19 protein-coding genes are annotated in these 21,323 nt (G+C 62.7%); 16 read left to right on the top strand and 3 right to left on the bottom strand.

The genetic code is table 11. The features are described 5' to 3' along the window. Positions 1–174 precede the first annotated feature (174 nt). From ABD837_RS03270 to ABD837_RS03320, 11 genes are all read left to right on the top strand, one after another. Entirely contained in the window at positions 175–1,425 is a 1,251-nt protein-coding gene (locus ABD837_RS03270; protein WP_345050225.1) for an efflux RND transporter periplasmic adaptor subunit, read from the top strand. A gap of 12 nt (positions 1,426–1,437) precedes the next feature. Next, on the top strand, positions 1,438–2,904 hold the full coding sequence (locus ABD837_RS03275; protein WP_345050227.1) for a TolC family protein: 1,467 nt from the start codon (positions 1,438–1,440) through the stop codon (positions 2,902–2,904). Between the two features lie 71 nt (positions 2,905–2,975). Continuing rightward, positions 2,976–3,644, top strand: a complete 669-nt coding sequence (locus ABD837_RS03280; protein ID WP_345050260.1) for an ABC transporter ATP-binding protein — start codon at positions 2,976–2,978, stop codon at positions 3,642–3,644. A gap of 162 nt (positions 3,645–3,806) precedes the next feature. Next, entirely contained in the window at positions 3,807–5,069 is a 1,263-nt protein-coding gene (locus tag ABD837_RS03285; protein WP_345050229.1) for an ABC transporter permease, read from the top strand. A gap of 52 nt (positions 5,070–5,121) precedes the next feature. Beyond that, positions 5,122–6,321 (top strand): ABC transporter permease, encoded by a 1,200-nt coding sequence (locus ABD837_RS03290; protein WP_345050230.1) that lies wholly within the window; start codon positions 5,122–5,124, stop codon positions 6,319–6,321. Positions 6,322–6,378: 57 nt separating this feature from the next. Then, the gene (locus tag ABD837_RS03295) at positions 6,379–7,617 is read left to right on the top strand and encodes an ABC transporter permease (protein WP_345050231.1); all 1,239 of its coding nucleotides are present in this window, start codon (positions 6,379–6,381) and stop codon (positions 7,615–7,617) included. Positions 7,618–7,762: 145 nt separating this feature from the next. Next, on the top strand, positions 7,763–8,962 hold the full coding sequence (locus ABD837_RS03300) for an ABC transporter permease (protein ID WP_345050234.1): 1,200 nt from the start codon (positions 7,763–7,765) through the stop codon (positions 8,960–8,962). A gap of 264 nt (positions 8,963–9,226) precedes the next feature. After that, positions 9,227–9,928 (top strand): head GIN domain-containing protein, encoded by a 702-nt coding sequence (locus tag ABD837_RS03305; protein ID WP_345050236.1) that lies wholly within the window; start codon positions 9,227–9,229, stop codon positions 9,926–9,928. Positions 9,929–10,081: 153 nt separating this feature from the next. Further along, positions 10,082–11,470, top strand: coding sequence for a sigma-54-dependent transcriptional regulator (locus ABD837_RS03310; protein ID WP_345050237.1), 1,389 nt, complete (start codon positions 10,082–10,084; stop codon positions 11,468–11,470). Between the two features lie 108 nt (positions 11,471–11,578). After that, a complete protein-coding gene (locus ABD837_RS03315) occupies positions 11,579–12,889 on the top strand; it encodes a sensor histidine kinase (protein ID WP_345050239.1) in 1,311 nt (436 codons plus the stop codon). A 121-nt stretch (positions 12,890–13,010) separates the two neighbouring features. Next, positions 13,011–14,375 carry an ammonium transporter gene (locus ABD837_RS03320; RefSeq protein ID WP_345050240.1) on the top strand — a complete coding sequence of 455 codons (1,365 nt, stop codon included), beginning with the start codon at positions 13,011–13,013 and terminating at the stop codon, positions 14,373–14,375. 118 nt (positions 14,376–14,493) lie between these two features. Here ABD837_RS03320 and ABD837_RS03325 read toward each other — a convergent pair whose 3' ends face one another. From ABD837_RS03325 to ABD837_RS03335, 3 genes are all read right to left on the bottom strand, one after another. Beyond that, the gene (locus ABD837_RS03325; RefSeq protein WP_345050241.1) at positions 14,494–15,201 is read right to left on the bottom strand and encodes an SAM-dependent methyltransferase; all 708 of its coding nucleotides are present in this window, start codon (positions 15,199–15,201) and stop codon (positions 14,494–14,496) included. Between the two features lie 25 nt (positions 15,202–15,226). Continuing rightward, positions 15,227–16,009, bottom strand: a complete 783-nt coding sequence (locus ABD837_RS03330) for an alpha/beta fold hydrolase (protein ID WP_345050243.1) — start codon at positions 16,007–16,009, stop codon at positions 15,227–15,229. 66 nt (positions 16,010–16,075) lie between these two features. Continuing rightward, complete coding sequence (locus ABD837_RS03335; protein WP_345050245.1) at positions 16,076–16,222, bottom strand: hypothetical protein; 147 nt, start codon at positions 16,220–16,222, stop codon at positions 16,076–16,078. Positions 16,223–16,384: 162 nt separating this feature from the next. On the opposite strand from ABD837_RS03335, the gene ABD837_RS03340 reads away from it, so the two are divergent. From ABD837_RS03340 to ABD837_RS03360, 5 genes are all read left to right on the top strand, one after another. Further along, positions 16,385–17,743: a carbohydrate porin gene (locus ABD837_RS03340; protein WP_345050247.1), complete on the top strand. Its 1,359-nt coding sequence runs from the start codon at positions 16,385–16,387 to the stop codon at positions 17,741–17,743. A gap of 214 nt (positions 17,744–17,957) precedes the next feature. Next, the gene (locus tag ABD837_RS03345) at positions 17,958–18,686 is read left to right on the top strand and encodes a head GIN domain-containing protein (protein ID WP_345050249.1); all 729 of its coding nucleotides are present in this window, start codon (positions 17,958–17,960) and stop codon (positions 18,684–18,686) included. A gap of 375 nt (positions 18,687–19,061) precedes the next feature. Beyond that, complete coding sequence (locus tag ABD837_RS03350; protein WP_345050251.1) at positions 19,062–20,009, top strand: 3-oxoacyl-ACP synthase III family protein; 948 nt, start codon at positions 19,062–19,064, stop codon at positions 20,007–20,009. 147 nt (positions 20,010–20,156) lie between these two features. Then, on the top strand, positions 20,157–20,561 hold the full coding sequence (gene arfB / locus ABD837_RS03355; RefSeq protein WP_345050252.1) for an alternative ribosome rescue aminoacyl-tRNA hydrolase ArfB: 405 nt from the start codon (positions 20,157–20,159) through the stop codon (positions 20,559–20,561). 98 nt (positions 20,562–20,659) lie between these two features. Further along, positions 20,660–21,262: a helix-turn-helix domain-containing protein gene (locus ABD837_RS03360; RefSeq protein ID WP_345050255.1), complete on the top strand. Its 603-nt coding sequence runs from the start codon at positions 20,660–20,662 to the stop codon at positions 21,260–21,262. Positions 21,263–21,323 lie beyond the last annotated feature (61 nt).

The following is a 21,323-nucleotide window of genomic DNA, read 5'->3' on the forward strand; positions in this document are numbered from 1 at the left end:
TTAGATGGGAAAAGCATATAAGTGTCCGGTTTAAGCCTAAGTGTTCATAAATGGACACATTTTGAGATTGTGTAGAACCGCACAAGGCGTACATACACATGTAAATCAGTGGTTTATACGATTGGCACGCGGCTTGGCAATAGATAGGGGAACCTCCCTTCTTTCTGCACGAAAATGGACAGAGCTATTGCCGCTTCCACCCAAACCCAACGTAAGCGCCGCCGCTGGCTGCTGATGGCCGGCGCCGCGGTGTTGGTTATCGGGGCTTTGCTGGCCTTTCGCACGGCGCTGAAGCCCAGCTTGCGGCGCGGAGATATTCTGACGGCTACCGTGGAAACCGGCGAGGTAGAAGCGACGCTGACGGCAGCAGGTACCGTTATTCCGGGCCGCGAGGCAGTGTTGACCAGTCCGATTCAGAGTACCATCCGGCGAGTGGCAGTGGCGGTAGGCGCGCGAGTGAAGCCGGGCGAAACCATCCTCGAGCTCGATAAGGAGCTCGCCAATTCGAGCCTGGCCAAGCTCGACGATGAGCAGCTACGCAACCAGAACAAGAACTCGCAGCTGCAGCTAACGCTGGAGCGCAGCCTTACGGATTTGCGCGCCCAGGCCCAGGTGCAGGCCGTGAAAGTGCGCAGCCTGCAATCGGCACTACGCGACGAGCAGCAGCTGTTGAAAATTGGCGGCGGTACCGCCGAAAACGTGCGCCAGGCTGAGTTGAACCTGACCGTGGCCCAGCTCGAAGCCGGCCGCCTGACGCGCCAGATTCAGACGCAGCAGCGTTCGAATGCGGCCGATGTGCGGGAACTGGGCTACACGGTTTCGATGCAGCAGCGCAGCATTGCCGAGCTGGCCGGCAAGCTGCGGCAGGCCGACATCAGCAGCCAACAGCCGGGCGTGCTCACCTGGGTGAACGATAACCTTGGCACCACTGTGCAGGCCGGCGACGCGCTAGCCCGGGTAGCCGATTTGAGCAGCTTTCGGGTAAAGGCCACGATTTCGGATACCTACGCCGATGCCCTGCACCAGGGCGACCCGGTAAAGGTGCGTATCAACGACACCGACTTGCGCGGCACAGTGGCCAGTATCAGCCCGAGCGTAGAGAAGGGCGTGGTCACGTTTTATGCCCAGCTCGACAACCCGCACCACCCGGCGCTACGGCCCAACCTGCGCGCCGACGTGTTTGTGATAACCCGCGCTCACCACGGCGTGCCGCGCGTGAAAAACGGCCCGTTCTACCAGGGCGGTAAGGAGCAGCCGGTGTTTGTGCTCACGATTGACGGGCGAGTGGTGCGCCGCACAGTGCGCTTCGGCGACAGCAACTTTGACTTCGTGCAGATTATCAACGGCCTGCGAGCCGGTGAAGAGATTGTGGTGTCGGATATGAAAGACCATTTGGAAACGCCCGAACTGACCCTGCACGACTAGTGCCCGCTGACAATGAAATACCCTTCCTTTTTTCTGCTTACTGTGCTGCTGCTGGGTGGGGTGTGGGAGCGTGCCACTGCGCAAGCTCCCGCGCCCCCCCTCACGCTGGCCGAGGTGATTGCCCAAGCGCTTGACCACTCGGCGGCTGGCCAGCAAACCATCACCAACCGCGAAACCAGCTACTGGACTTGGCGGGCCTACCAGGCCAACTACCGCCCGCAACTGGGCTTGCTGGGAACGCTGCCCAACTTCAGCCGCGTGATTACTCCCGTGGTGCAGCCCGACGGCACTACTGATTTTCGGGCCGTGCGCATCAACAACTCCAACCTGGCTCTGACGCTGAGCCAGAACGTGGGAATGACCGGGGCCCAAGTGTTTGTGGGGGCCGAAGTACAACGGTTCGATGATTTCAACGGCAACCTGAAACGCTACAACAACCAACCGTTCACGCTGGGCATTACGCAGCCGCTGGGCCAGTTTAATAGCTTGAAGTGGGCGCGGGCCATTGAGCCGATGCGCTTTCAGGAAAGCCAGCGCAGCTACGTAGAGGAGCGCGAAACCGTGGCTCAACGCGTGACGGAACTGTATTTCGACGTGCTGCTGCAACAAGTGAATGCTGCCGTGGCCGGCCAGAATGCCCAGGCCACGGCCGAATTGCTGCGCATCGGCCGCGAGCGATTTGCGCTGGGTCGGATGTCGCAGAGCGACTTATTGCAGCTGGAGCTGAACCTGCTGGATGCCCGCCAAGCTCAGAACCAGGCCCAGCTCGATGCCCAAAGCGCGGCCGTGACCCTGCAGGCCTACACCGGGCAGCCGGCTGCCGCAGGCCCGCTGGGCTTGGCGGTGCCCACCCCAGCACCCCAGCCAGCCGTGGCTCCCACGCAGGCGCTGGCCCAGGCCCGGCAGTACCGCAGCACCACACTGGAACTGCGCCGCCGGCTGTTGCAGGCCGAGCGCGACGTGGCCCAGGCCCGGGGTACCACCGGTTTTCAGGCCACGCTCACGGCCAACCTCGGCTACGTGAACCAGGCCGCGAACTTCACCGATACTTACCTGAACCTGCAAAACCAACAGCAGGTGCGGCTGGCCTTTTCGCTGCCGCTCGTGGACTGGGGCCGCCGCCAGTCCATCGTGAAAACCGCTGAACTCGCCCGCGACCAGACCCGCCACAACGTGGCCCAGGAAGAGCGCAGCTTCGAGCAACAGGTGCTCATCCAGGCCGGGCAGCAGCCTGCGCTGGCCGAGCAGATTCAGCTGGCGGGACGGGCCGACTCGCTGGCCCAGCGCCGCTACGACATTGCCCGCGCCACCTACCTGCTGGGCCGCATCAGCCTCACCGATTTAACCCTGGCCTCGGTGGCCAAGGACGGGGCGCGGCGCGGCTACATCTTCGCTCTGCGCGCCGGCTGGGTTGCTTATTACCGCCTGCGGGCGCTCACTCTCTACGATTTCGAAAACCAAACGCCTCTCCTCAAATGAACGTTGAAACCGACCTCCGCCAGCCCGTAGTGGCTGCTTCCTCTCGTGCTGCCGTGGCCACTGCCACCCCGGTGCTGCGCCTCACCGGCATCGAGAAGATTTACCAGACCAAGACCATCGAAACGGTGGCCCTGAACCGGGTGAACATGACCATTAACCGCGGCGAGTTCGTGTCCATCATGGGGCCCAGCGGCTGCGGCAAATCGACGCTGCTGAGCTTGATGGGCCTGCTCGACGAGCCCACCAACGGCACGATTGAGGTAGACGGACGCCCCGTGACCTCCTTCTCCGACAAGGAACTGGCCGGGCTGCGTAACCTGAAAATCGGCTTTGTTTTCCAGAGCTACCACCTGATAAATGACCTTTCGGTGGTCGACAACGTGGAGCTGCCGCTGCTGTACCGGCCCGGCATGGGCAGCAAGGAGCGTCGCCAGCGCGCCCTCGCGGCCCTGGATAAAGTTGGGCTGAGCGCCCGCACGGGGCACTTCCCGGGGCAGCTGTCGGGTGGACAGCGCCAGCGGGTGGCCATTGCGCGGGCCTTAGCCGGCGGGCCGGAGATTATTCTGGCCGACGAGCCGACCGGCAACCTCGACTCGGTGATGGGGGAGGAGATTATGGAGCTGCTGCTAACCCTGAACCGCGAGGAAGGCGTGACCATCGTGATGGTGACCCACGACGCGCAGCAGGCCCTGAAGACGCAGCGGGTAATCCGCCTGTTCGACGGCAGCCAGGTCGGCTGATTTCGGAATCTGTACGCTGCGTCGGGCGGTCATGCCGAGCGCAGCCGAGGCATCTCGCGTGCCACCACTAACTCATTTTCAACGATTGGTTTACTACCCCACGCGAGATGCCTCGGCTGCGCTCGGCATGACGTTTCTTTTTGCTTCTAATCTCAACAACCCATGCTTCTCAATTACCTCAAAATAGCCTGGAAGGTGCTCTTGCGGCGCAAGTTCTTCACGTTCATCTCGCTATTCGGCATCAGCTTCACCCTCATGATAATGCTGGTGGTGATGGCGTTTGTTAACCACGTAACCGGCGGGCACGCGCCGGAAAAGCGCATCGACCGCATCCTGTTCGTGAGCTTTCTAGCCCAGGAATACCGCGACGGCGGCAACAGGAACACACCGGTAAGCGCTGACTTTATCGACCGGTATGTGCGCACCCTGAAAACGCCCGCTACCGTGGCGCTCACGTCGATGACTTCCAGCGCCACCTCCTTCGCCAACAACGAGAGCCTGACCCTGGATGTGCGCTACACCGATGGCAACTTCTGGAAAGTCACCGACTTCGACTTTCTGGACGGCCGCCCCTACTCGGGCAAAGAAGTGAGCAGCGCCGACCGGGTGTGCGTTATCAACGAGCACACGGCGCGGGCTTTTTTCGGCACCACCAAGGGCGTGAGTGGGCGCGACATTGAAATCGGCATCAACCGCTACCGGATTGCCGGAGTAGTGCCCGACGTGGCGGTCATTCGCTTCTACAGCAGTGCCGACGTATGGGTGCCGTACACCCTGAGCACCTCCTATGTAAAAAGCAGCCGCCTGGATGGGGAGTTTATGGCCATGCTGCTGGCCAAGCCCGGCAGCGAGCAGCTGCCGGCCATGCACGCCGAGTTTGCCGGGGTAATGCGCCGCGTGCAGCCACCAAACCCGAAGGAGGTGAAGTCCCTGCACTGCCACGCCGACCCGGCCCTGTCCAGCATTGTGCGGGAAATCACGATGCATACAAAAACCGAAGACGACGGCATGAGCATCTTTCTGCTGGGTTGTTCGGCCCTCGGCCTACTGTTTATGCTGCTGCCGGCCCTGAACCTGGTGAACCTGAACGTGACCCGCATTATGGAGCGGGCCAGCGAAATAGGCGTGCGCAAGGCCTTTGGCGCATCGGGCGGCGCGCTGGTGGCGCAGTTTCTGGTCGAGAACGTGGTGCTGGCGGTGCTGGGCGGCCTGCTGGGCCTGGGCCTGGCCGCCGGGGCGTTGGGGCTGCTCAACGGCAGCCACCTCATTGCCTATTCGCAGTTTTCCCTCAGTTGGTGGGCCTTTGGCTGGGGCATGGTGCTGGCGCTGGTGTTTGGGCTGATGAGCGGCGTGTACCCGGCCTGGAAAATGTCGCGCCTCAACCCCGTCGATGCCCTGCGTGGCAGCGGCGGCGGGCCGCAATAATGCCCTCGGCGCTGTTCGCCACCTTCATTTCGTACCCCTTACCACCGCACCTATGCTACGCCACCTTTTTCGCTTAATCTGGAACCGCAAGCGTTCGAATATGCTGCTGCTTTCCGAAATATTTTTCTCCTTCGTTGTGCTCTTTGGGGTGGCCACGCTGCTGTTCAACTACGGCCGCAACTACCTGCAGCCATTTGGCTTCCAGCACGCCAACGTCTGGCGGCTCAACATCGTGGCGGGGCAGGGCGATAAAATGGCCCGCGCCCAGCTCGTCGACGTGCTGCGGCAGGTGCGGGCCCTGCCCGGCGTGCTGGACATCACCCTCACCAGCGACAACACCCCCTTTCGCTTCAACACCTCCAACACCTCGTATGTAAACGGGACGAGAAAAGCGACAGACGTGGACTGCTACGATGCCGACGACCGGTACGCTTCAACCCTCGGGGTGAAGCTGCGCGCCGGGCGCTGGTTCGAGGCCCGCGACGATGCGGCGGCGCACCGGCCCGCCATTATCAGCCAGAATACCAGCGACGCGCTGTTTGGGCCGGGCACGTCGGCGGTGGGTCGCCTTTTTCGGTCTGATAATCCGTTTGGGCGCGACACCCTCAGAGACTACCAGGTGATTGGCGTGGTGGACAACGTGCGGGCAGGCGGCGATTTTGCATCGGCCACGCCTTCGGCCTGGATACGCCAGCAACCGCAAGACACCGCCCGCTCGGAAAGCGCGTCCGTGTTGATGCGCGTGGCCCCTGGGCAGGGCGCCGCGTTGGAGCAGCGCATCGTGCGCACGGTGGCCAGCCTCACCCGGCAGTGGAGCACGCAGGTGTATTCGCTGGAGAAAGACCGGGTCGACAAGCTGAAGCCAACCCTGGCCCCGCTGGCCGCCTTGGCCCTGATTGCGATTTTTCTGGTGGTGAACGTGGCGCTGGGCCTGTTTGGCATGCTGTGGTACACCATCAGCCAGCGGCGGGCCGAAATTGGCCTGCGGCGGGCCATGGGCGCTACCGGGCCTGGCATCAGCCGCCAGTTTTTGGGCGAGATGATGGTGCTGACCACACTAGGCGTGCTGGGCGGCGTGCTGCTGGCGGCGCAATTTCCGCTGCTGGGGGCCTTTGGGGTAGCGCCGCAGGTGTATGGCGTGGCCATGCTGGTGGCTACGGGCGTCATTTTCGTGCTCACGGCTTTGTGCGCTTGGCAGCCCAGTCGGCTCGCGGCCGCTATTCAGCCGGCCGCTGCCCTGCGCGAGGAATAACCCGTGGTCCGTGAGGCCGTCTATGCAGTTTTCTTTCCAGTTTAACCGTTCAGCAGCATGCTACTCAATCATCTGAAAATGGCCTGGAAGGTCTTGCAGCGGCGCAAGTTCTTCACCCTGCTTAGCCTGGTGGGCATCGGGGCCACGCTCATGAGCCTGCTCGTGGCCGTGGCGCTCTACGACGCCGCGGCTGGTCCGCACGCGCCCGAAAGCCACCCCGACCGCCTGCTCACCTCGACGCTGATGACCTTGGACATGGGCGGCGGACCCATGCGCATGCGCCCCAGCCACTGGCTGCTGAGCAAGGCGCTGGCTCCCGTGCAGGGCCAGGCCACCGTGGCCATTGCCAGCGTCGACCCGATGCCGGTGGTGGCCTACGTGCAAGGCCGCAAGCTGCCGCTGAACGTGAAAGCTGCCGATGCCGGCTTTTGGCGCGTGTTCGACTTTCAGTTTCTGGAAGGCGGGCCGTACACGGCCGGGCAGCGGGGCGAGGGCATTCCGGCGGTTATCAGTGCGCACACGGCCCGGGCCTATTTCGGCAAAGCGCGGGGCGTGGTGGGCCACACACTCGTCATCGACCAGAAAAACTACCGGGTACTCGGCGTAGTAGCCAACGTGCCGGCCGTGCGCTTCCACACCTACGCCGACGTGTGGGTTCCCTTCGACCCCAACGCCATAGATATGCAGGCCGATAACCCCTTCGGCACTGCCGAAGCCGTGGTACTTTCCCCCAGCCCCGCCGCGCTGTCGGCCGTGGCAGCGGCGTTTCAGAAGGGCCTAAGTACGGTACCCGTCGAAAAAGGCATGACCGTGGACATGAAGCTGCAGCCCTTCGCCGAGTCGGTGGCTGGGCACGTGCTGGCGCAGTACAACTGGACGAAAGACCCAGCCCGCCTTTTCCGGTGGCTGAGCGGAGTGGCCGTGGCGTTGCTGCTGCTGCTGCCCGCCCTCAACCTGGTGACCATGAACGTGAGCCGCCTGCGCGAGCGCGCCGCCGAGATTGGGGTGCGCAAGGCCTTTGGCGCTACAGCAGGGGCGCTGGCCAGTCAGTTTCTGATTGAAACCCTGGTGCTAACCTTGCTGGGCGGCGTGGTGGGGCTGGTGCTGGCCACCGCGCTGCTGCACGGGCTGGGCGGGCGCTACCTGGCCGCCTATGGCCGCATCGAGCCCAACCTGGCAGTGTTCGGCTGGGCGCTGCTGGGGAGCTTGATTTTCGGGTTGCTCTCGGGGGCATACCCGGCGTGGCGCATGGCCCGGCTGCCGGCCGTGGAGGCGTTGCGCAACGCGCCCGGGTAGTAGGATAACCGATTAATTGAACGTCATGCCGAGCGCAGCGAAGCATCTCGCCTGCTATCACTGACTTAATCAGTTGGATTACCATCACACGCGAGATGCCTCGGCTGCGCTCGGCATGACAACCTTCTGATTTCCCGCAAAAACCATGTTCCAACACCTGCTCATCCTTATCTGGAACCGCAAGCGGGCCAATGCGCTGCTCATGGCCGAGCTGTTTCTGTCGTTCGTCGTGCTGTTTGGGCTGGGCAGCCTGGTGGCGGTGGTGACGCTGGCCATGCGCCAGCCGCCGGGTTTTGCCTACGACGATGTGTGGGAGCTGCGCCTGACCACCAACAACGACCAGACGCCCCAAAGCCCCACCCTGCGCCGCCTGCTGGCCCAGCTGCGGGCCACCCCGGGCGTGGCCGACGTGAGCCTGGCCGCGTTCAGTACGCCATTTTCGGGCTACAACATGAGCAGCAACATTCGCGTCGAAAAAGGCCCGCTGGTGAGTGGCAACGAAGTGCAGGCCGACGACCATTTCGGTCCGCTGCTGAAGCTGGAGCTGTTGGAGGGGCGCTGGTTCGCCCCCCGCGACGATGCCAGTAAGGTGCCGCCCATCATCATCAACCGCGAGTTGCGGCAGGCGCTGTTTGGTACGGGCCCGGCGCTGGGCAAAATGGTGCGGTCGAGCCATTCTTCCAACCCAAAGGAAATGAAGGAGGGCCGGGTGGTGGGCGTCACGGGCTCGTACCGGCCCGGCGGCGACCTGGGCGCGCCCACCCCGGGCGTGTTCGTGCGGGCCGTGCTGCCCGACAGTGCCGTCACCATGTTCTCGCACACGCTGCTGGTGCGGGTGCGGCCCGGCAGCGGTGCCGTGCTGGAAGAACAGCTGGTACGCACCATAGCCGCCATCACCAAAACCTGGAGCACCAGCGTTATCGCCCTGCCCGACAGCCGTGCTGCCGGCCTCGAAACGGCCCTTGCGCCCATCTGGGCCGTGGGGCTGGTGTGCGCGTTTCTGCTGTTGAACGTAGCGTTGGGGCTGTTTGGAGCCTTGTGGCAGGCCATTGGCCAGCGCCGGGCCGAGATTGGCCTGCGGCGCGCCGTGGGCGCTACCGGCCCGGGCATCAGCCGGCAGTTTGTGGCCGAAACCTTAATGCTGACCACACTGGCCGTGGGGCCCGGGCTGTTGCTGGCAGCGCAATTTCCATTGCTGAACGCATTTGGGCAGCCGTTGGCAGTGTACGCGGTGGGCATGGGCCTGGCGCTGGTGCTGGTGTACGGCTTCGCGGTGCTGTGCGCGGTGCAGCCCAGCTGGCAGGCTGCCGCCATTCAGCCAGCAGCGGCGTTGCGCGAGGAGTGAGCGGCAGGGTTGGTGCGGCTGAGGTAGGGGCGGGGCTTGCCCCGCCCGCATCGTTGGGGTGACTCCGGGTATCCAATAAAGGCCAGTATAGCTAACAACGGGCGGGGACAAGCCCCGCCCGTAATTGTTCAAATTACAAAAAATCTTCATCCACTCTTGTAACGAACCGCTACCTTGGCCGATACTCCAGGCAACCAAACCCTGCCAAGCGGCATCTGCCGCGGCAGGACCTCCGGCTTCTCTCACCTTTTTTCTGTTTCAGTTATGAAAAACCTAACCGCCACCGCCTTTTTTTGCCTCCTGAGCACGGGAGCAGCTTTCGCCCAAACCGCCCCGCAGGTGCGCAGCGTCGCCAGCTTCCAGGCCGTGGAGGTGAGCAACGGCATCGAACTGCGCCTCACGCCCGGTACCACCCAGCGCGTGGAAGCCAGCGCCGACGACGCCGACCAACTCGCCCGCCTCAAAACCGAAGTGAGCAATGGCGTGCTGAAAATCAGCTACGACCGCGAACTCACCGAGTCGATGGGATTCAAGACTACCCGCCACCTGCGCGTGGACGTGATGGCCACCAGCCTCACCGCCCTGCACGCCAGCAGCGGTGCCAAAGCCGAAGTGCTGGGTGCCTTCACTACCCAGAAACTCGATGTGCAAGTGTCGTCGGGCGCTACGCTCAAAGCCAATTTCAGCAGCACCGACATGCACGCCCAGGTGAGCAGCGGTGGCGTTGCCACGCTGGCCGGCAGCGCCCAGCGGCTCGATGTGGGCGCCAGCAGCGGCGGCGTGTTCAAGGGCAGTGAGCTGATGGCTCGCGCCTGCGACGCCTCGGCCAGCAGCGGCGGCAACTTGTCAGTGGCCGTGCAGGAAACCCTGACGGCCCATGCCAGCAGCGGCGGCGACATTCGCTACGCCGGCTCGCCCCGCGTGAGCAAGCACACCAGCAGCGGCGGCAGCGTGAAGAGCCGCTAGTAGCTTTTGCAAAACGTCATGCAGAGCGCAGCGAGCATCTTGTCTGCAGTCACTAACTCTAATCGTGAGTACATCATTGATTAGTGACTGCGGGCAAGATGCTTCGCTGCGGTGTGCATGACGGCTTATAATTTCCAGATATCAAAAACAAGCATGTTTCTCATCGTCGACGACGACCTTGCCATCCGCACTTCGCTAAAGCTGCTACTGAAACAAGCGGGCTACCCCGCGCAGGCTGTGGCTACGCCTGCCGAAGCATTGGCTGTGGTGCGCGAAACGCCGCCCGAACTGGTGCTGATGGACATGAACTTTTCGCTGGCTACCACTGGCCACGACGGCCTGGCCCTGCTACGCCAGGTGCGGCAGCTCGCTCCGCAGCTGCCCGTGGTGCTCATCACCGGCTGGGGCAGCATCGAACTGGCCGTGGCCGGAATGAAGGCTGGTGCGGCCGAGTTCGTGACCAAGCCCTGGCACAACGACTCGCTGCTCCAGACCATCCGTACGGTCTTGGCGTTGCAGGAAGCACCGGTAGCGCCCGCCGAGCCGGCTACTGCCGCCAGCCAGCGCCGCCAGCTCGACCAGCAATTTAATTTCCAGCCCATTGTCGGGCACGATGCCCAGCTGCTGCACGTGCTGCGGCAGGTGGGGCAGGTGGCGGCTACCGACGCCGCCGTGCTCATCGAGGGCGAAAGCGGGACCGGTAAAGAGCTGATTGCCGAAGCCATTCACCGCAACAGCCACCGCGCCCGCCAACCCTTTGTGAAGGTGAACCTGGGCGGTATTTCGAGTAGCTTGTTTGAAAGTGAGATGTTCGGCCACCGGCGCGGCGCGTTCACCGATGCCAAAACCGACCGCGTGGGTCGCTTCGAGCTGGCCAACGGCGGCACTATTTTCCTGGACGAAATCGGCGAACTGGAACTGGCCAGCCAGGTAAAGCTGCTGCGCGTGCTGCAGGACCGTACCTACGAAGTACTGGGCGACTCGAAGCCGCGCCGGCTCGATATCCGCGTCATTGCCGCGACCAACCGCAACCTGGCCGAGATGGTGGCGCAGGGCCGTTTCCGCGAAGACCTGTTCTACCGCATCAACCTGATTTCGGTGCGCCTGCCCGCGTTGCGCGAGCGCCCAGCCGACATCCCGCTGCTTACCCAGCACTTCATCGCCCAGCTGCGCGCCACCTACCAGCGCCCGGCCCTCAAAGTGGGTGCCCGCGCCCTGCACTGGCTGCGCGAGCAGCCGCTGCCCGGCAACATCCGCGAACTGAAAAACCTGGTGGAGCGGGCGGTACTCGTGAGCGGCCACGAAGAGCTGGGCCCCGAAGACTTCCAAGCCAATGCGCAGCCCTTGCCCGCCCGCGCACCCGAAGCCGGCGAGCTACCTGCGCCCGGCTCGATGACCCTGGACGAGCTGGAAGTGCACATGATACGCCAGAGCCTGACGCACTACGACGGCAACATCAGCCGCGTGGCCAAGGCGCTGGGCCTGAGCCGGGGCGCATTGTATCGAAGGCTGGAGAAGCACGGAATTCCGTTCGACGCCTAGCCACCGCCCCGAGCAATTGCTCTGGAGCAGGCCCGCGGTACCTCGCCGATTAAGCCGACCTTGCACCGTTTCATGCCCTGCGAAGCAAAGGCTCCGCGCTACGTTACCATGTCCCTCCGCGTCCGGTTTCTGCTTTTTGCTACCCTTATCCATGTAGTGCTCATTGCGCTGACAGCTCAGTTGCGCACCACCAATCCGGTTCTGTTTGTGGGCAGCGAAGTGTTGCTGTTGTGCAGCATTGTCCTCACCGTTCAACTCTACCAGGGGTTCGTGCGGCCGTTTCAACTCATCGCGGCGGGCACGGCGGCCATGCAGGCCCAAGATTTCAGCATGAAGTTCGTGCCCGTGGGCCAGCGCGAGATGGACCAGCTCATCGGCGTGTACAACCAGATGATTGACGCCCTGCGGCGTGAGCGCGTAAGCCAGCACGAAAAAAGCATGCTGCTCGAACGCCTCATCCAAGCCTCGCCAGCGGGCATCTTGCTGCTCGATTTTGAGGGCCGTATCGAAATCATCAACGCCGCTGCTGCCCGCTTCATAGGCCAGCCCGCGGCCGAATTGCATGGCCGAATGCCCGCCGAGCTGCCCGGGGCCTGGGGCCCGGCCCTGGCCGCCCTTTCCGAAAGCCAGCCGCAGGCGCTGCGCCTCTCGGGCCTGGCCACTTACCGCGCCACGGCGGCCCACTTCCTCGACCGGGGCTTTACCCGCCGCTTTGTGGTGCTCGAAGAGCTTACCCAGGTACTCATCAAGCAAGAAAAACAAGCCTACGAGCAACTGATTCGGATGATGGCGCACGAAATCAACAACTCCATTGGGGCCATCAACTCCATTCTGCACAGTTTCCAGCATTACGCGCCCCAGCTCGCGCCCGCCGACCGGCCCGATTTTACCGAGGCCCTCGATGTGAGCATCGCCCGCAACACCCAGCTGGCCAACTTTATTGGCAGCTTTGCCCGGTTGGTACGTCTGCCGCCCCCCACACCGCAACCCACCGACGTGTGCGCCCTGCTGCGTGCTACCGCCCGCCTGCTGCAGCCCCAGAGCCAGGAACGGCGCATTCAGTGGCACTTGGACCTACCCGACGAGCCATTGCTAATAAGCCTCGACGCCCAGCAGTTGGAGCAAGCCTTGCTGAACGTGGCCAAAAATGCCGTCGAAGCCATTGGGCACGATGGCAACATCTGGGTGAGTGCCACGCTTCATCCGCCGGCTCTCTGTATTGAAAATGATGGCCCTACCCTTACTCCCGAAGTGCAGCAACGGCTTTTCACCCCCTTTTTCAGCACCAAGCGTGATGGCCAGGGCATTGGCCTGACCCTGGTACGCGACGTACTGCTCGCTCACGGCTTTCAATTTCGGCTCGATACGAATATCGCTGGACACACAGAGTTTTCAATTGAATTTGGAGATACCCTATAAATTATTAAGGGTATTTGAAACGATTGCATAGTATTATTGGGAAACAGCCTTTAAAATAATAGGGTATTGATTGAATGTATTGCCTAATTTCGCTGAGCAGCATTTAAAATCACACTCTGTTATGACTCGCAAACAATTTATCGCTACCACCTGCCTGGGTCTGTTGTTATTACTGGCTGGCGTTGCTGCTTTTCTGCCGCAAAACCACCCCGAGGCCCAGCCCAACGCCTTCGAGCCCGCCGACCTGGCCTGGATGCTCTCGGCCTCTGGCCTCGTGCTGCTGATGACGCCGGGCCTGGCTTTCTTCTATGGCGGCATGGTGAGCAAGCGCAACGTCATTTCCACGATGCTGCAAAGCTTTATCGCCTTGGGCGTCATCTCGGTGCTGTGGTACGTGGTAGGCTTTTCGCTGGCGTTTGGCGACAGCATTGGCGGCGTTATTGGCAACCCGCTCACGTTTTTCATGTTCAACAACGTGGGCACGGCTGCGCACCCGCGTCTGGCGCCTAACCTGCCGTTGGTGCTGTTTGCGGCCTTCCAACTGAAGTTTGCCATCATCACGCCCGCCCTTATCAGTGGGGCTTTTGCCGAGCGCATCCGGTTCTGGGGCTACCTGCTGTTCATGTGCCTGTTCAGCCTGCTCATCTACTGCCCGCTGGCCCACTGGACCTGGCACCCCGACGGTTTCCTGCTGAAATGGGGCGTGCTCGACTTTGCCGGGGGCACGGTGGTGCACATCTCGGCCGGCTTTGCAGCCCTGGCCGGTGCGTTAGCCTTAGGCCGCCGCCACTCCCACCTCGAAGGCCACACCCACGTGCCGCCCAATGTTCCCTTTATTCTCATTGGCACGGGCTTGCTGTGGTTTGGCTGGTTTGGTTTCAATGCGGGCTCGGCGCTGGCGGCCAATGCCACCGCGGTGCAGGCGTTCTTCACCACGCACCTGGCTTCGGCCGCCGCCATGCTCACTTGGATGCTGATTGAGGCCGTGCGCGGGCAGCGGCCTTCGGCGGCGGGCGCAGCTATTGGCGCGGTAGTGGGCCTCGTGGCCATCACCCCGGCGGCGGGCTACGTGAGCTACGGTCCGGCGCTGTTCATCGGGGTAGTATCTGCGGCCATCAGCGCCGGCGCGGTAGATTTGAAGAATCGCACCACACTCGATGATACCCTCGATGTATTCCCCTGCCACGGCGTAGGCGGTATTGTGGGCATGATTCTGACCGCCATTTTTGCTAAAGAGGGCGGCTTGGCCACTACCGGCTCCTGGACGCTGCTGCTGCACCACTTCGGCGCATTGGCTTTCATTTCGGTGTTCACCTTCGGCGGCTCCTATCTTCTTTATAAGATAACCAACGTCCTTATCCCCATTCGGGTAAACGCCACCCACGAAGCCGACGGCCTCGACCTGAGCCAGCACGGCGAAACAGTGTTGCCCGCGCCGCAAGAAGAACTACTCATCACCGAGCCCCGCTTTATGATGCGGGCCTAAGCAGGAAAACTGTTAGGCTGTCATCCTGAGCGCAGCGAAGGACCTTATCACGACTGCTGCGAATTGCTCAGTCTTGATAAGGTCCTTCGCTGCGCTCAGGATGACAGCCGAAATCTTGCTACGTCCCCAGCACAAATACCGTCGGAATCTTGTGCAGCTCCGGGGCCGGTAAGCGTTTCCAGTCGGCTACAGTCAGCGTTTTGATAAACTCGCCGGCTCCGGTTATATCGGCCGCCACGCACAGGCGGGTGCCGGGCTGCAGATGCGCCAGCAAGTCGGCAAACAGCGCCCCGTTGCGGTAAGGGGTTTCAATAAACAGCTGCGACTGCTGCCGCTGCTGCGCCTCTTTTTCCAAGGCCTTGATGGCGGCAACCCGCGGTGCTTTCTCGATAGGCAGGTAGCCGTGGAACGCAAACTGCTGGCCATTCAGCCCCGAAGCCATAAGTGCCAGCAGCAGCGACGACGGCCCCACCAGCGGCCGTACCCGCAAGCCTTGCCGGTGCGCCTCCCGGGCCAGAGCTGCGCCCGGGTCAGCAATGCCCGGGCAGCCTGCTTCGCTCAGAATGCCGGCATCAATGCCCTCTTTCGCGAGGGGAACGAGGGCGGCGCGTACCTCGGCATCGGTACTGTCTTTGTCGATGACCACGAAGCGGATATCCTCAATGACGCGGTGCGGGGCTACACCTTTCACGAAGCGGCGGGCCGTCCGGGCATTCTCCACCAGAAAGTAAGGGAGCGTAGCTACGGCCGCAACTACGTGGGGCGGCAGCACTTGCGGCGCCGTGTCTTCGGCCAGCGGCGTGGGAATGAGGAAGAGGGTTTTCAATAGAATAGTAGCTTGGATGCTGCAATTAGCTCAGGGCGAAAGCTTTCACCAGTTCAAAAACTTCCTCCGGCTTTTCGGCGTGCACCCAGTGGCCGGCATCGACCACGGTAGCCACCTGCGAGTGCGGAAACAGCGCCGGGATGCCGTGCAGCTTGTCTTCGGCGGTGATATAGTCCGACTTGCCGCCCCGGATGAACAGGGCCGGCTTCAGAAACGGTGCGGTGCTGGTCGTGGACTCGCCAATAGCAGACAACCGCGCCGCCAGCACGTCTAGGTTGATGCGCCAGGCGAAGGTGTTGTCCTCGCGGCGGTAGAGGTTTTTCAGCAAAAACTGCCGGGTGCCCATGTTAGGGACGTATTTGGCCAGCGCGGCATCGGCCTCCTGCCGGTTGGTGCAGGTAGTAAAATCGACGGCTTGCAGGCCGGCCACAATATCGTCCTGATGCTCCATGTCGGAGAAGCGCGGGGCGATGTCGACCACGATGAGCTTGGCCAGCCGCTCGGGATGGTCAAGGGCCAGGCGCATGGCCACTTTCCCGCCCATGCTGTGGCCCATAAGCGTGGTATCGGCCCCGAGCTGCAGGTGGTCGAAGAGGTCGAGCACGTCCTGCGCCATAAGGGCGTAAGTATGCTCCGGCGAGTGAAATGAGCGGCCGTGGTTGCGCAAATCCACGCTGATAACGCGCAGGTCGGCTTCGGTAGCCCAGCGGCGGGCGAGGCTTTGCCAGTTATCGAGGGTGCCAAACAGGCCGTGGAGGATAACCAGGGGCCGGCCCTGGCCTTGGTCGAGGTGATGAAGCAAAGGCATAGTGCAAAAATAGCGAACGCCTCCCCGGCAGACCGGGAAGGCTTTCGCAAAGAAGCCGCAGGGCGACTACGCCGTTACAGGGGTAGCGGTGGCCGCTTGAAGCACAGGTGCAAACACCGTTTTGGCAAACTCTTCCAGCGTGGTGGGCGTGGTGCTGGCTGCGTCGCGGGGGCCGTTGGCCATCGACTCCCCTGCGTTGATGTTGCGGGTCATCTCGTCGTACAGGCTGGCCCGCTGCCTGAAACCCCACCCACAACTGTGGCCGCCGGCTAACTTCACCGCTTCAACACCCAAAACGCCAGACCTTGAGTCCGGTTTTATTTCGCCCTTCATCTTCTTTCAGTTCTGAAACACACAGCTTTACTAGTCGCCGGGGTGCTGTTCGCCACCAATACCTGGGCCCAGGTTACGCCGCCGGGCTCTACCACGCCCGCCACGCCGCCCAACGCTGCCTCGGCCCAGGAGCCGGCGCACCAGCCCGAAAAGGCCCGCAACTGGAGCCTGCACTTCCAGCAGACGCTCATCGACCAGTGGCATAACAACCTAACGACGCCCTATTCGGGCGATTATAGCCTGGCCGACCGCGAATCAGCCAAGCTTTCTTTCACCAGCACGCTGTTTATCGGCCGGCGGCTGTGGAAGGGCGGGGCCATCTACTTCAACCCCGAAGTGGCGGGTGGCAGCGGCCTGAGCGGTGCGCGCGGAGTGGCAGGATTTGTCAATGGCGAAACCTTTCGTATTGGCGACCCTTCGCCCAACCTGTACCTGGCCCGGCTGTACCTGCGCCAGGTATTTGCCCTGGGCACGGCAACCGATGTCGACCTCGACGACCTCAACCAGCTGGCCGGTCCCACCCCGCAACGCTATGTTGCCGTCACGCTGGGCAAATTTAGTACCGCCGATTTCTTCGACCAGAACAGTTACTCGCACGACCCCCGCACCCAGTTTCTGAACTGGAGTTTGATGAGCGCCGGCGCCTGGGACTACGCCGCCAACACGCGCGGCTATACCGTGGGCGGCGTTTTGGAGTACGTCACGCCCGGGTTTACGGCTCGGTTCGCCTCCACGCTCATGCCCACGCTGGCCAACGGCCCCGTCCTAGATTTCCACTACGGTACGGCCCACGCCGAAACCCTGGAACTGACCAAGGTATACCGGCTGCGCGGCCGGCAGGGCACCATCCGGGCACTGGGCTTCCGCAACGTGGCGGCCATGGCTACCTACAACACGGCCGTTCGGTTGGCCCAGCTTACCGGCCAGCAGCCCGATGTGACCCTGGTACGAAACGACGGCCACACCAAAGTCGGCTTCGCCCTGAATGCGGAGCAGGAAATCGCCAAAAACCTGGGCCTGTTTTCCCGGGTGAGCTACAACGATGGCAAGAACGAAACCTGGGCTTTCACCGAAATCGACCGGAGTGCCAGCCTGGGCGTGGTGAGCACCGGCGACCGGTGGCAGCGGCCCGATGACCGGTTCGGGGCGGCCGTCGTGGTGAACGGCATCAGCGCCGAGCACCGCGCCTACCTGGCAGCCGGCGGCTACGGCTTCATCGTAGGCGACGGGGCGCTGAACTACGGCCTGGAAAAGATTGGCGAGCTGTACTACAGCTTCGGGCTGCCCACTTACCACGCCTCCATCAGCCCCGATTACCAGCTGGTCATCAACCCGGCCTACAACAAGGACCGCAGCGGCCCGGTGCACGTGGTGGCGGTGCGCCTGCACGTTGAGTTTTAGAGCCGTTTCGGAATCAGTGGATGTAGGGGCGGGGGCAAGCCCTACCGGGTACGACCCCGCCCCTACATCGTGCCGCCTGTACACTGGCTACGAAAACGCTCTAAGCTAATCGGGCCACTAAAGCGAAACAAGCATAACTTGGGGCAACCGCTGTAACGTTGGCGGCATCATGGCGGTAACCGGGTTCACTCATTCACCCTTTCCCCTTTTTCGCATGCAAAAGCTTCCGATTACTTCGATATGCGCGGGCCTATTGGCCCTGGCCGTTGGCACGCTCTCTTCCTTCACAACTAGCCGGCTCGTGGCCGACCGTGAAACCCGCTCCGTGGGTTTGTTCTCCGAAATCAGCCTCGGCGGCTCGGCGCACGTGGTGGTGAAGCAGGGGAGCCCCCAAAGCGTGGTAGTAGAAGCCAGCAAAGAAGACCTGGCCGAATTTGAAACCGAGGTACAGGGCAATAAGCTGCGCCTGGGCTTCCGCCAGCAGCCGGGCAAGATGTTCAATAGCAAAAACCACGGTCCCGTAACGGTTTACGTGACCGCGCCGAGCCTCACGGCGTTGCGCGTGGGCGGCTCGGGCAAGCTCGAAGTAGATGGGGCGCTTACTGCCGATGTCATGGCGCTGGCCGTGAGCGGCTCCGGCGACTTGCTGGTGCCGCAGCTCAAGGCCGGGCGCCTCGAAACGGCTGTATCGGGCTCGGGCGATGTAACGGTGGGCGGCAGCAGCCCCAGCAACGAAATCCGCATCAGCGGCTCGGGCAAAGTGAAGGCGCACGAGCTGAAAACCGAAACCAGCCGCGCCCGCATCAGCGGTTCGGGCGACGCGCATGTGTACGCCAGCCGCACCGCCGAGGGCACCATCTCGGGCTCGGGCACCATGTACGTGGCCGGGGGCGCCCAGCTCAGCAGCACTACCCACGGCAGCGGCCGGGTTACCAAAGAATAACAGGCTAATACCCTGTGGGAAAGCCCCGGTTGCCGCTTGCAGCCTTGTCCTTACCCAACACTCGTTGCCTGACTGCTGGCGGCACTTGACTGGTCCGGTCCGACCGCCCTAGGCGGTCCGACCGGTTGAAGAACCCCCGGTTTCGCTCCGCCAACAACCGGTCGGACCGCCTAGGGCGGTCGGACCGGAGCAACGACCGCCGTTTTGGGTAAGGACAAGGCTGCAGCTTGCAGCCGGGGCTTTTTAGTGGACCAATAATGGCCTGCTGGTATAAAATTCGGGCATATGGGGGGAGCGAGCCGACCGTCGGGGGGTGGAAGCCGTACCTTTGCTGGGCAGCATCTGCTGGCTTTGCGTTTCACCCAATACCACCCCGTGTATCTTCATCATGTGGCGGCCTACCTCCCAGAGGCCGTCGTTACCAATGCTCACTTCACTCGTATCAATGGCCTGGCCAGCGAGTGGATAATTGAGCGCACCGGCATTCGGGAGCGTCGCAAAGCGGCCCCCGGCGAAAATGCCAACACCATGGCCATTGCCGCCACCCGCGCGGTGCTGGCTGCCGCCCCCAATTTTGCTCAGGAGAGTATTGACCTTATCGTGGTCGGCACCTACACGCCCCACGATACCATCTTTACCGCTGCCCACGCCGTGCAGCGCGATTTGGGCATCAACGAAATCCCCACCGTTAGCATCTCGTCGGCCTGTTCGTCGCTGCTCAACGCGGTTGAAATTGTGGAGGGCTATTTTGCCATGGGCAAGGCCACGCGTGCCGTCGTCGTTGTGACCGAGCACAACACGGCCTACAACAACGAGGAAGACACCATGGCCGGCCACTTGTGGGGCGACGGTGCGGCGGCCCTGCTCATCAGTAAGGAGCGCATCAGCTCCGAGGATTTGCACATTGCCGAAGTCATCACCGGTGGGGCTGCCCCGGTGAGCAAGGCCGACGAGGCCGTGACCCTGAAGCCCGTGGAAAAGGGCATCGTGATGCCCTTCGGCCGCGACGTGTTTCAGCAGGCCTGCACCTACATGGCCCGCGTGACCCAGACGCTGCTCGACAAGCACCACATCGCCACCCCCGACCTTACCTACCTCATTCCGCACCAGGCCAACCTGCGCATTTCGAAAAATGTGACCAAGGCCCTGGGCATCGACCCGGAACGCGCCGTGAGCAACATCGAGCGCCTCGGCAACACCGGCTGCGCCGGCGCCGCCATCGGCCTGGCCGAAGTATGGGACACCCTGAAAGCCGGCAACAAGGTCATCATTACCGTGTTCGGCGGCGGCTACTCGTACGGAGCCATGCTCCTTAATAAGTAGCAACTGGGAGGAAATTTGCCTGTCATCCTGAGCGCAGCGAAGGACCTTCTCACCGCTGAACAGTTAGCAGTAACTCACCTGCTGCTGGCTTGATAAGGTCCTTCGCTGCGCTCAGGATGACAGACGTTAAACTATTTTCCTAACCCCGTGCTTCCTCCCGCCGCCTCTTTCCTGCCCGAAATCACCTTCCAGACCAGCCGCGCCAGCGGCCCAGGCGGCCAGAACGTGAACAAGGTAGAATCGCGCGTGGAGCTGCGCTGGCACCTGATGGACTCGCAGGTGCTCACCGACGAGCAGAAGCGGCTGATTCTGGAGAAGCTAACGAACCAGCTCACCGCCGAGGGCCTGTTGCTGCTGGCCGCGCAGGACGACCGCAGCCAGTTCCGCAACAAGGAAATTGTGCTGGCCCGCTTCCACGAGCTGCTCCTCAAAAGCCTGCGGCGGCCCAAGCCCCGCAAGGCCACCAAACCCAGCAAAAGCGCCGTGCGCAAGCGCCTGGAAGGTAAAAAGCTTCAGGGGGAGAAGAAGGCCAACCGGCGCAAGCTGGACTAGGGTCGGGGCGGATTGGCAGGTTTTTTTGCTGGCCATGGAATTTTCCTGCCAACCTTTGGCAGGAAAATTCCACGCCGGCCAAAATTTCCTGCCAACCAATGCCCCGCCCTTACACTCCCACCGACCCGCTGCTGACGCGGCTGCGGCGCTACTTCGGCATTTCCCAAGAGGAGTTGGCCCGCTACCTGGGCGTAAGCGGCCCCTATATGAGCCGCCTCGAAACCGGGCAGCGGAGCTTCGCGCCCGCTGTGGCCGAGCCGCTCGATGCACTGGTGCAGCAACTGCCCGCCATTGCGCCCGCTGCCATAGCCCCGCCCGGTCCCGCCGACCTCGCCCCGCCCGACCCGGCTCCGCTCGAAGCCCGCCTCGACTACTGCCGCCACCATGCCGCCCACCTGCGCCGGGCCCTGCGCCCTCTGGAAGCAGAAGCTACTTACGCCGCTCGGTGGCGAGCCGCGCTGCCATTGCTGCGCGCAGCCCTGCCACCCGACCCCGGCGGCGAGGAGCCACCCGCCCATGCGGGGCCGGGCCGCTGGCCGGCTTTTCTGGTTTGGTATCGCTGGCGCTGGCTAGCCGAGCGCCCTACGGCCCTGCCGCCCGCCGATAGCGCCCGCTACCATCTGCTGCGCTTACAAGCCGAAGCGCTCGAAACCGAAGCGGCGGCCCTGGCATCGCTGCTAGCGCACCAGCCTGGCCCCTAGAAAGGGAAGCATTTAGACGTAAGTAGGTCGGATGAATTAGTTTTCACTAAAGGGGGAGAAT

This window comes from Hymenobacter glaciei (assembly GCF_039539585.1).
Lineage (GTDB): Bacteria > Bacteroidota > Bacteroidia > Cytophagales > Hymenobacteraceae > Hymenobacter > Hymenobacter glaciei.

What these genes read in the sequence shown, in the direction of transcription:
- ABD837_RS03270 (WP_345050225.1), top strand. Translation starts at nt 175, where the DNA reads ATGGACAGAGCTATTGCCGCTTCCACCCAAACCCAACGTAAGCGCCGC.
- ABD837_RS03275 (WP_345050227.1), top strand. Translation starts at nt 1,438, where the DNA reads ATGAAATACCCTTCCTTTTTTCTGCTTACTGTGCTGCTGCTGGGTGGG.
- ABD837_RS03285 (WP_345050229.1), top strand. Translation starts at nt 3,807, where the DNA reads ATGCTTCTCAATTACCTCAAAATAGCCTGGAAGGTGCTCTTGCGGCGC.
- ABD837_RS03290 (WP_345050230.1), top strand. Translation starts at nt 5,122, where the DNA reads ATGCTACGCCACCTTTTTCGCTTAATCTGGAACCGCAAGCGTTCGAAT.
- ABD837_RS03295 (WP_345050231.1), top strand. Translation starts at nt 6,379, where the DNA reads ATGCTACTCAATCATCTGAAAATGGCCTGGAAGGTCTTGCAGCGGCGC.
- ABD837_RS03300 (WP_345050234.1), top strand. Translation starts at nt 7,763, where the DNA reads ATGTTCCAACACCTGCTCATCCTTATCTGGAACCGCAAGCGGGCCAAT.
- ABD837_RS03305 (WP_345050236.1), top strand. Translation starts at nt 9,227, where the DNA reads ATGAAAAACCTAACCGCCACCGCCTTTTTTTGCCTCCTGAGCACGGGA.
- ABD837_RS03310 (WP_345050237.1), top strand. Translation starts at nt 10,082, where the DNA reads ATGTTTCTCATCGTCGACGACGACCTTGCCATCCGCACTTCGCTAAAG.
- ABD837_RS03315 (WP_345050239.1), top strand. Translation starts at nt 11,579, where the DNA reads ATGTCCCTCCGCGTCCGGTTTCTGCTTTTTGCTACCCTTATCCATGTA.
- ABD837_RS03320 (WP_345050240.1), top strand. Translation starts at nt 13,011, where the DNA reads ATGACTCGCAAACAATTTATCGCTACCACCTGCCTGGGTCTGTTGTTA.
- ABD837_RS03330 (WP_345050243.1), bottom strand. Translation starts at nt 16,009, where the DNA reads ATGCCTTTGCTTCATCACCTCGACCAAGGCCAGGGCCGGCCCCTGGTT.
- ABD837_RS03335 (WP_345050245.1), bottom strand. Translation starts at nt 16,222, where the DNA reads ATGACCCGCAACATCAACGCAGGGGAGTCGATGGCCAACGGCCCCCGC.
- ABD837_RS03345 (WP_345050249.1), top strand. Translation starts at nt 17,958, where the DNA reads ATGCAAAAGCTTCCGATTACTTCGATATGCGCGGGCCTATTGGCCCTG.
- ABD837_RS03360 (WP_345050255.1), top strand. Translation starts at nt 20,660, where the DNA reads ATGCCCCGCCCTTACACTCCCACCGACCCGCTGCTGACGCGGCTGCGG.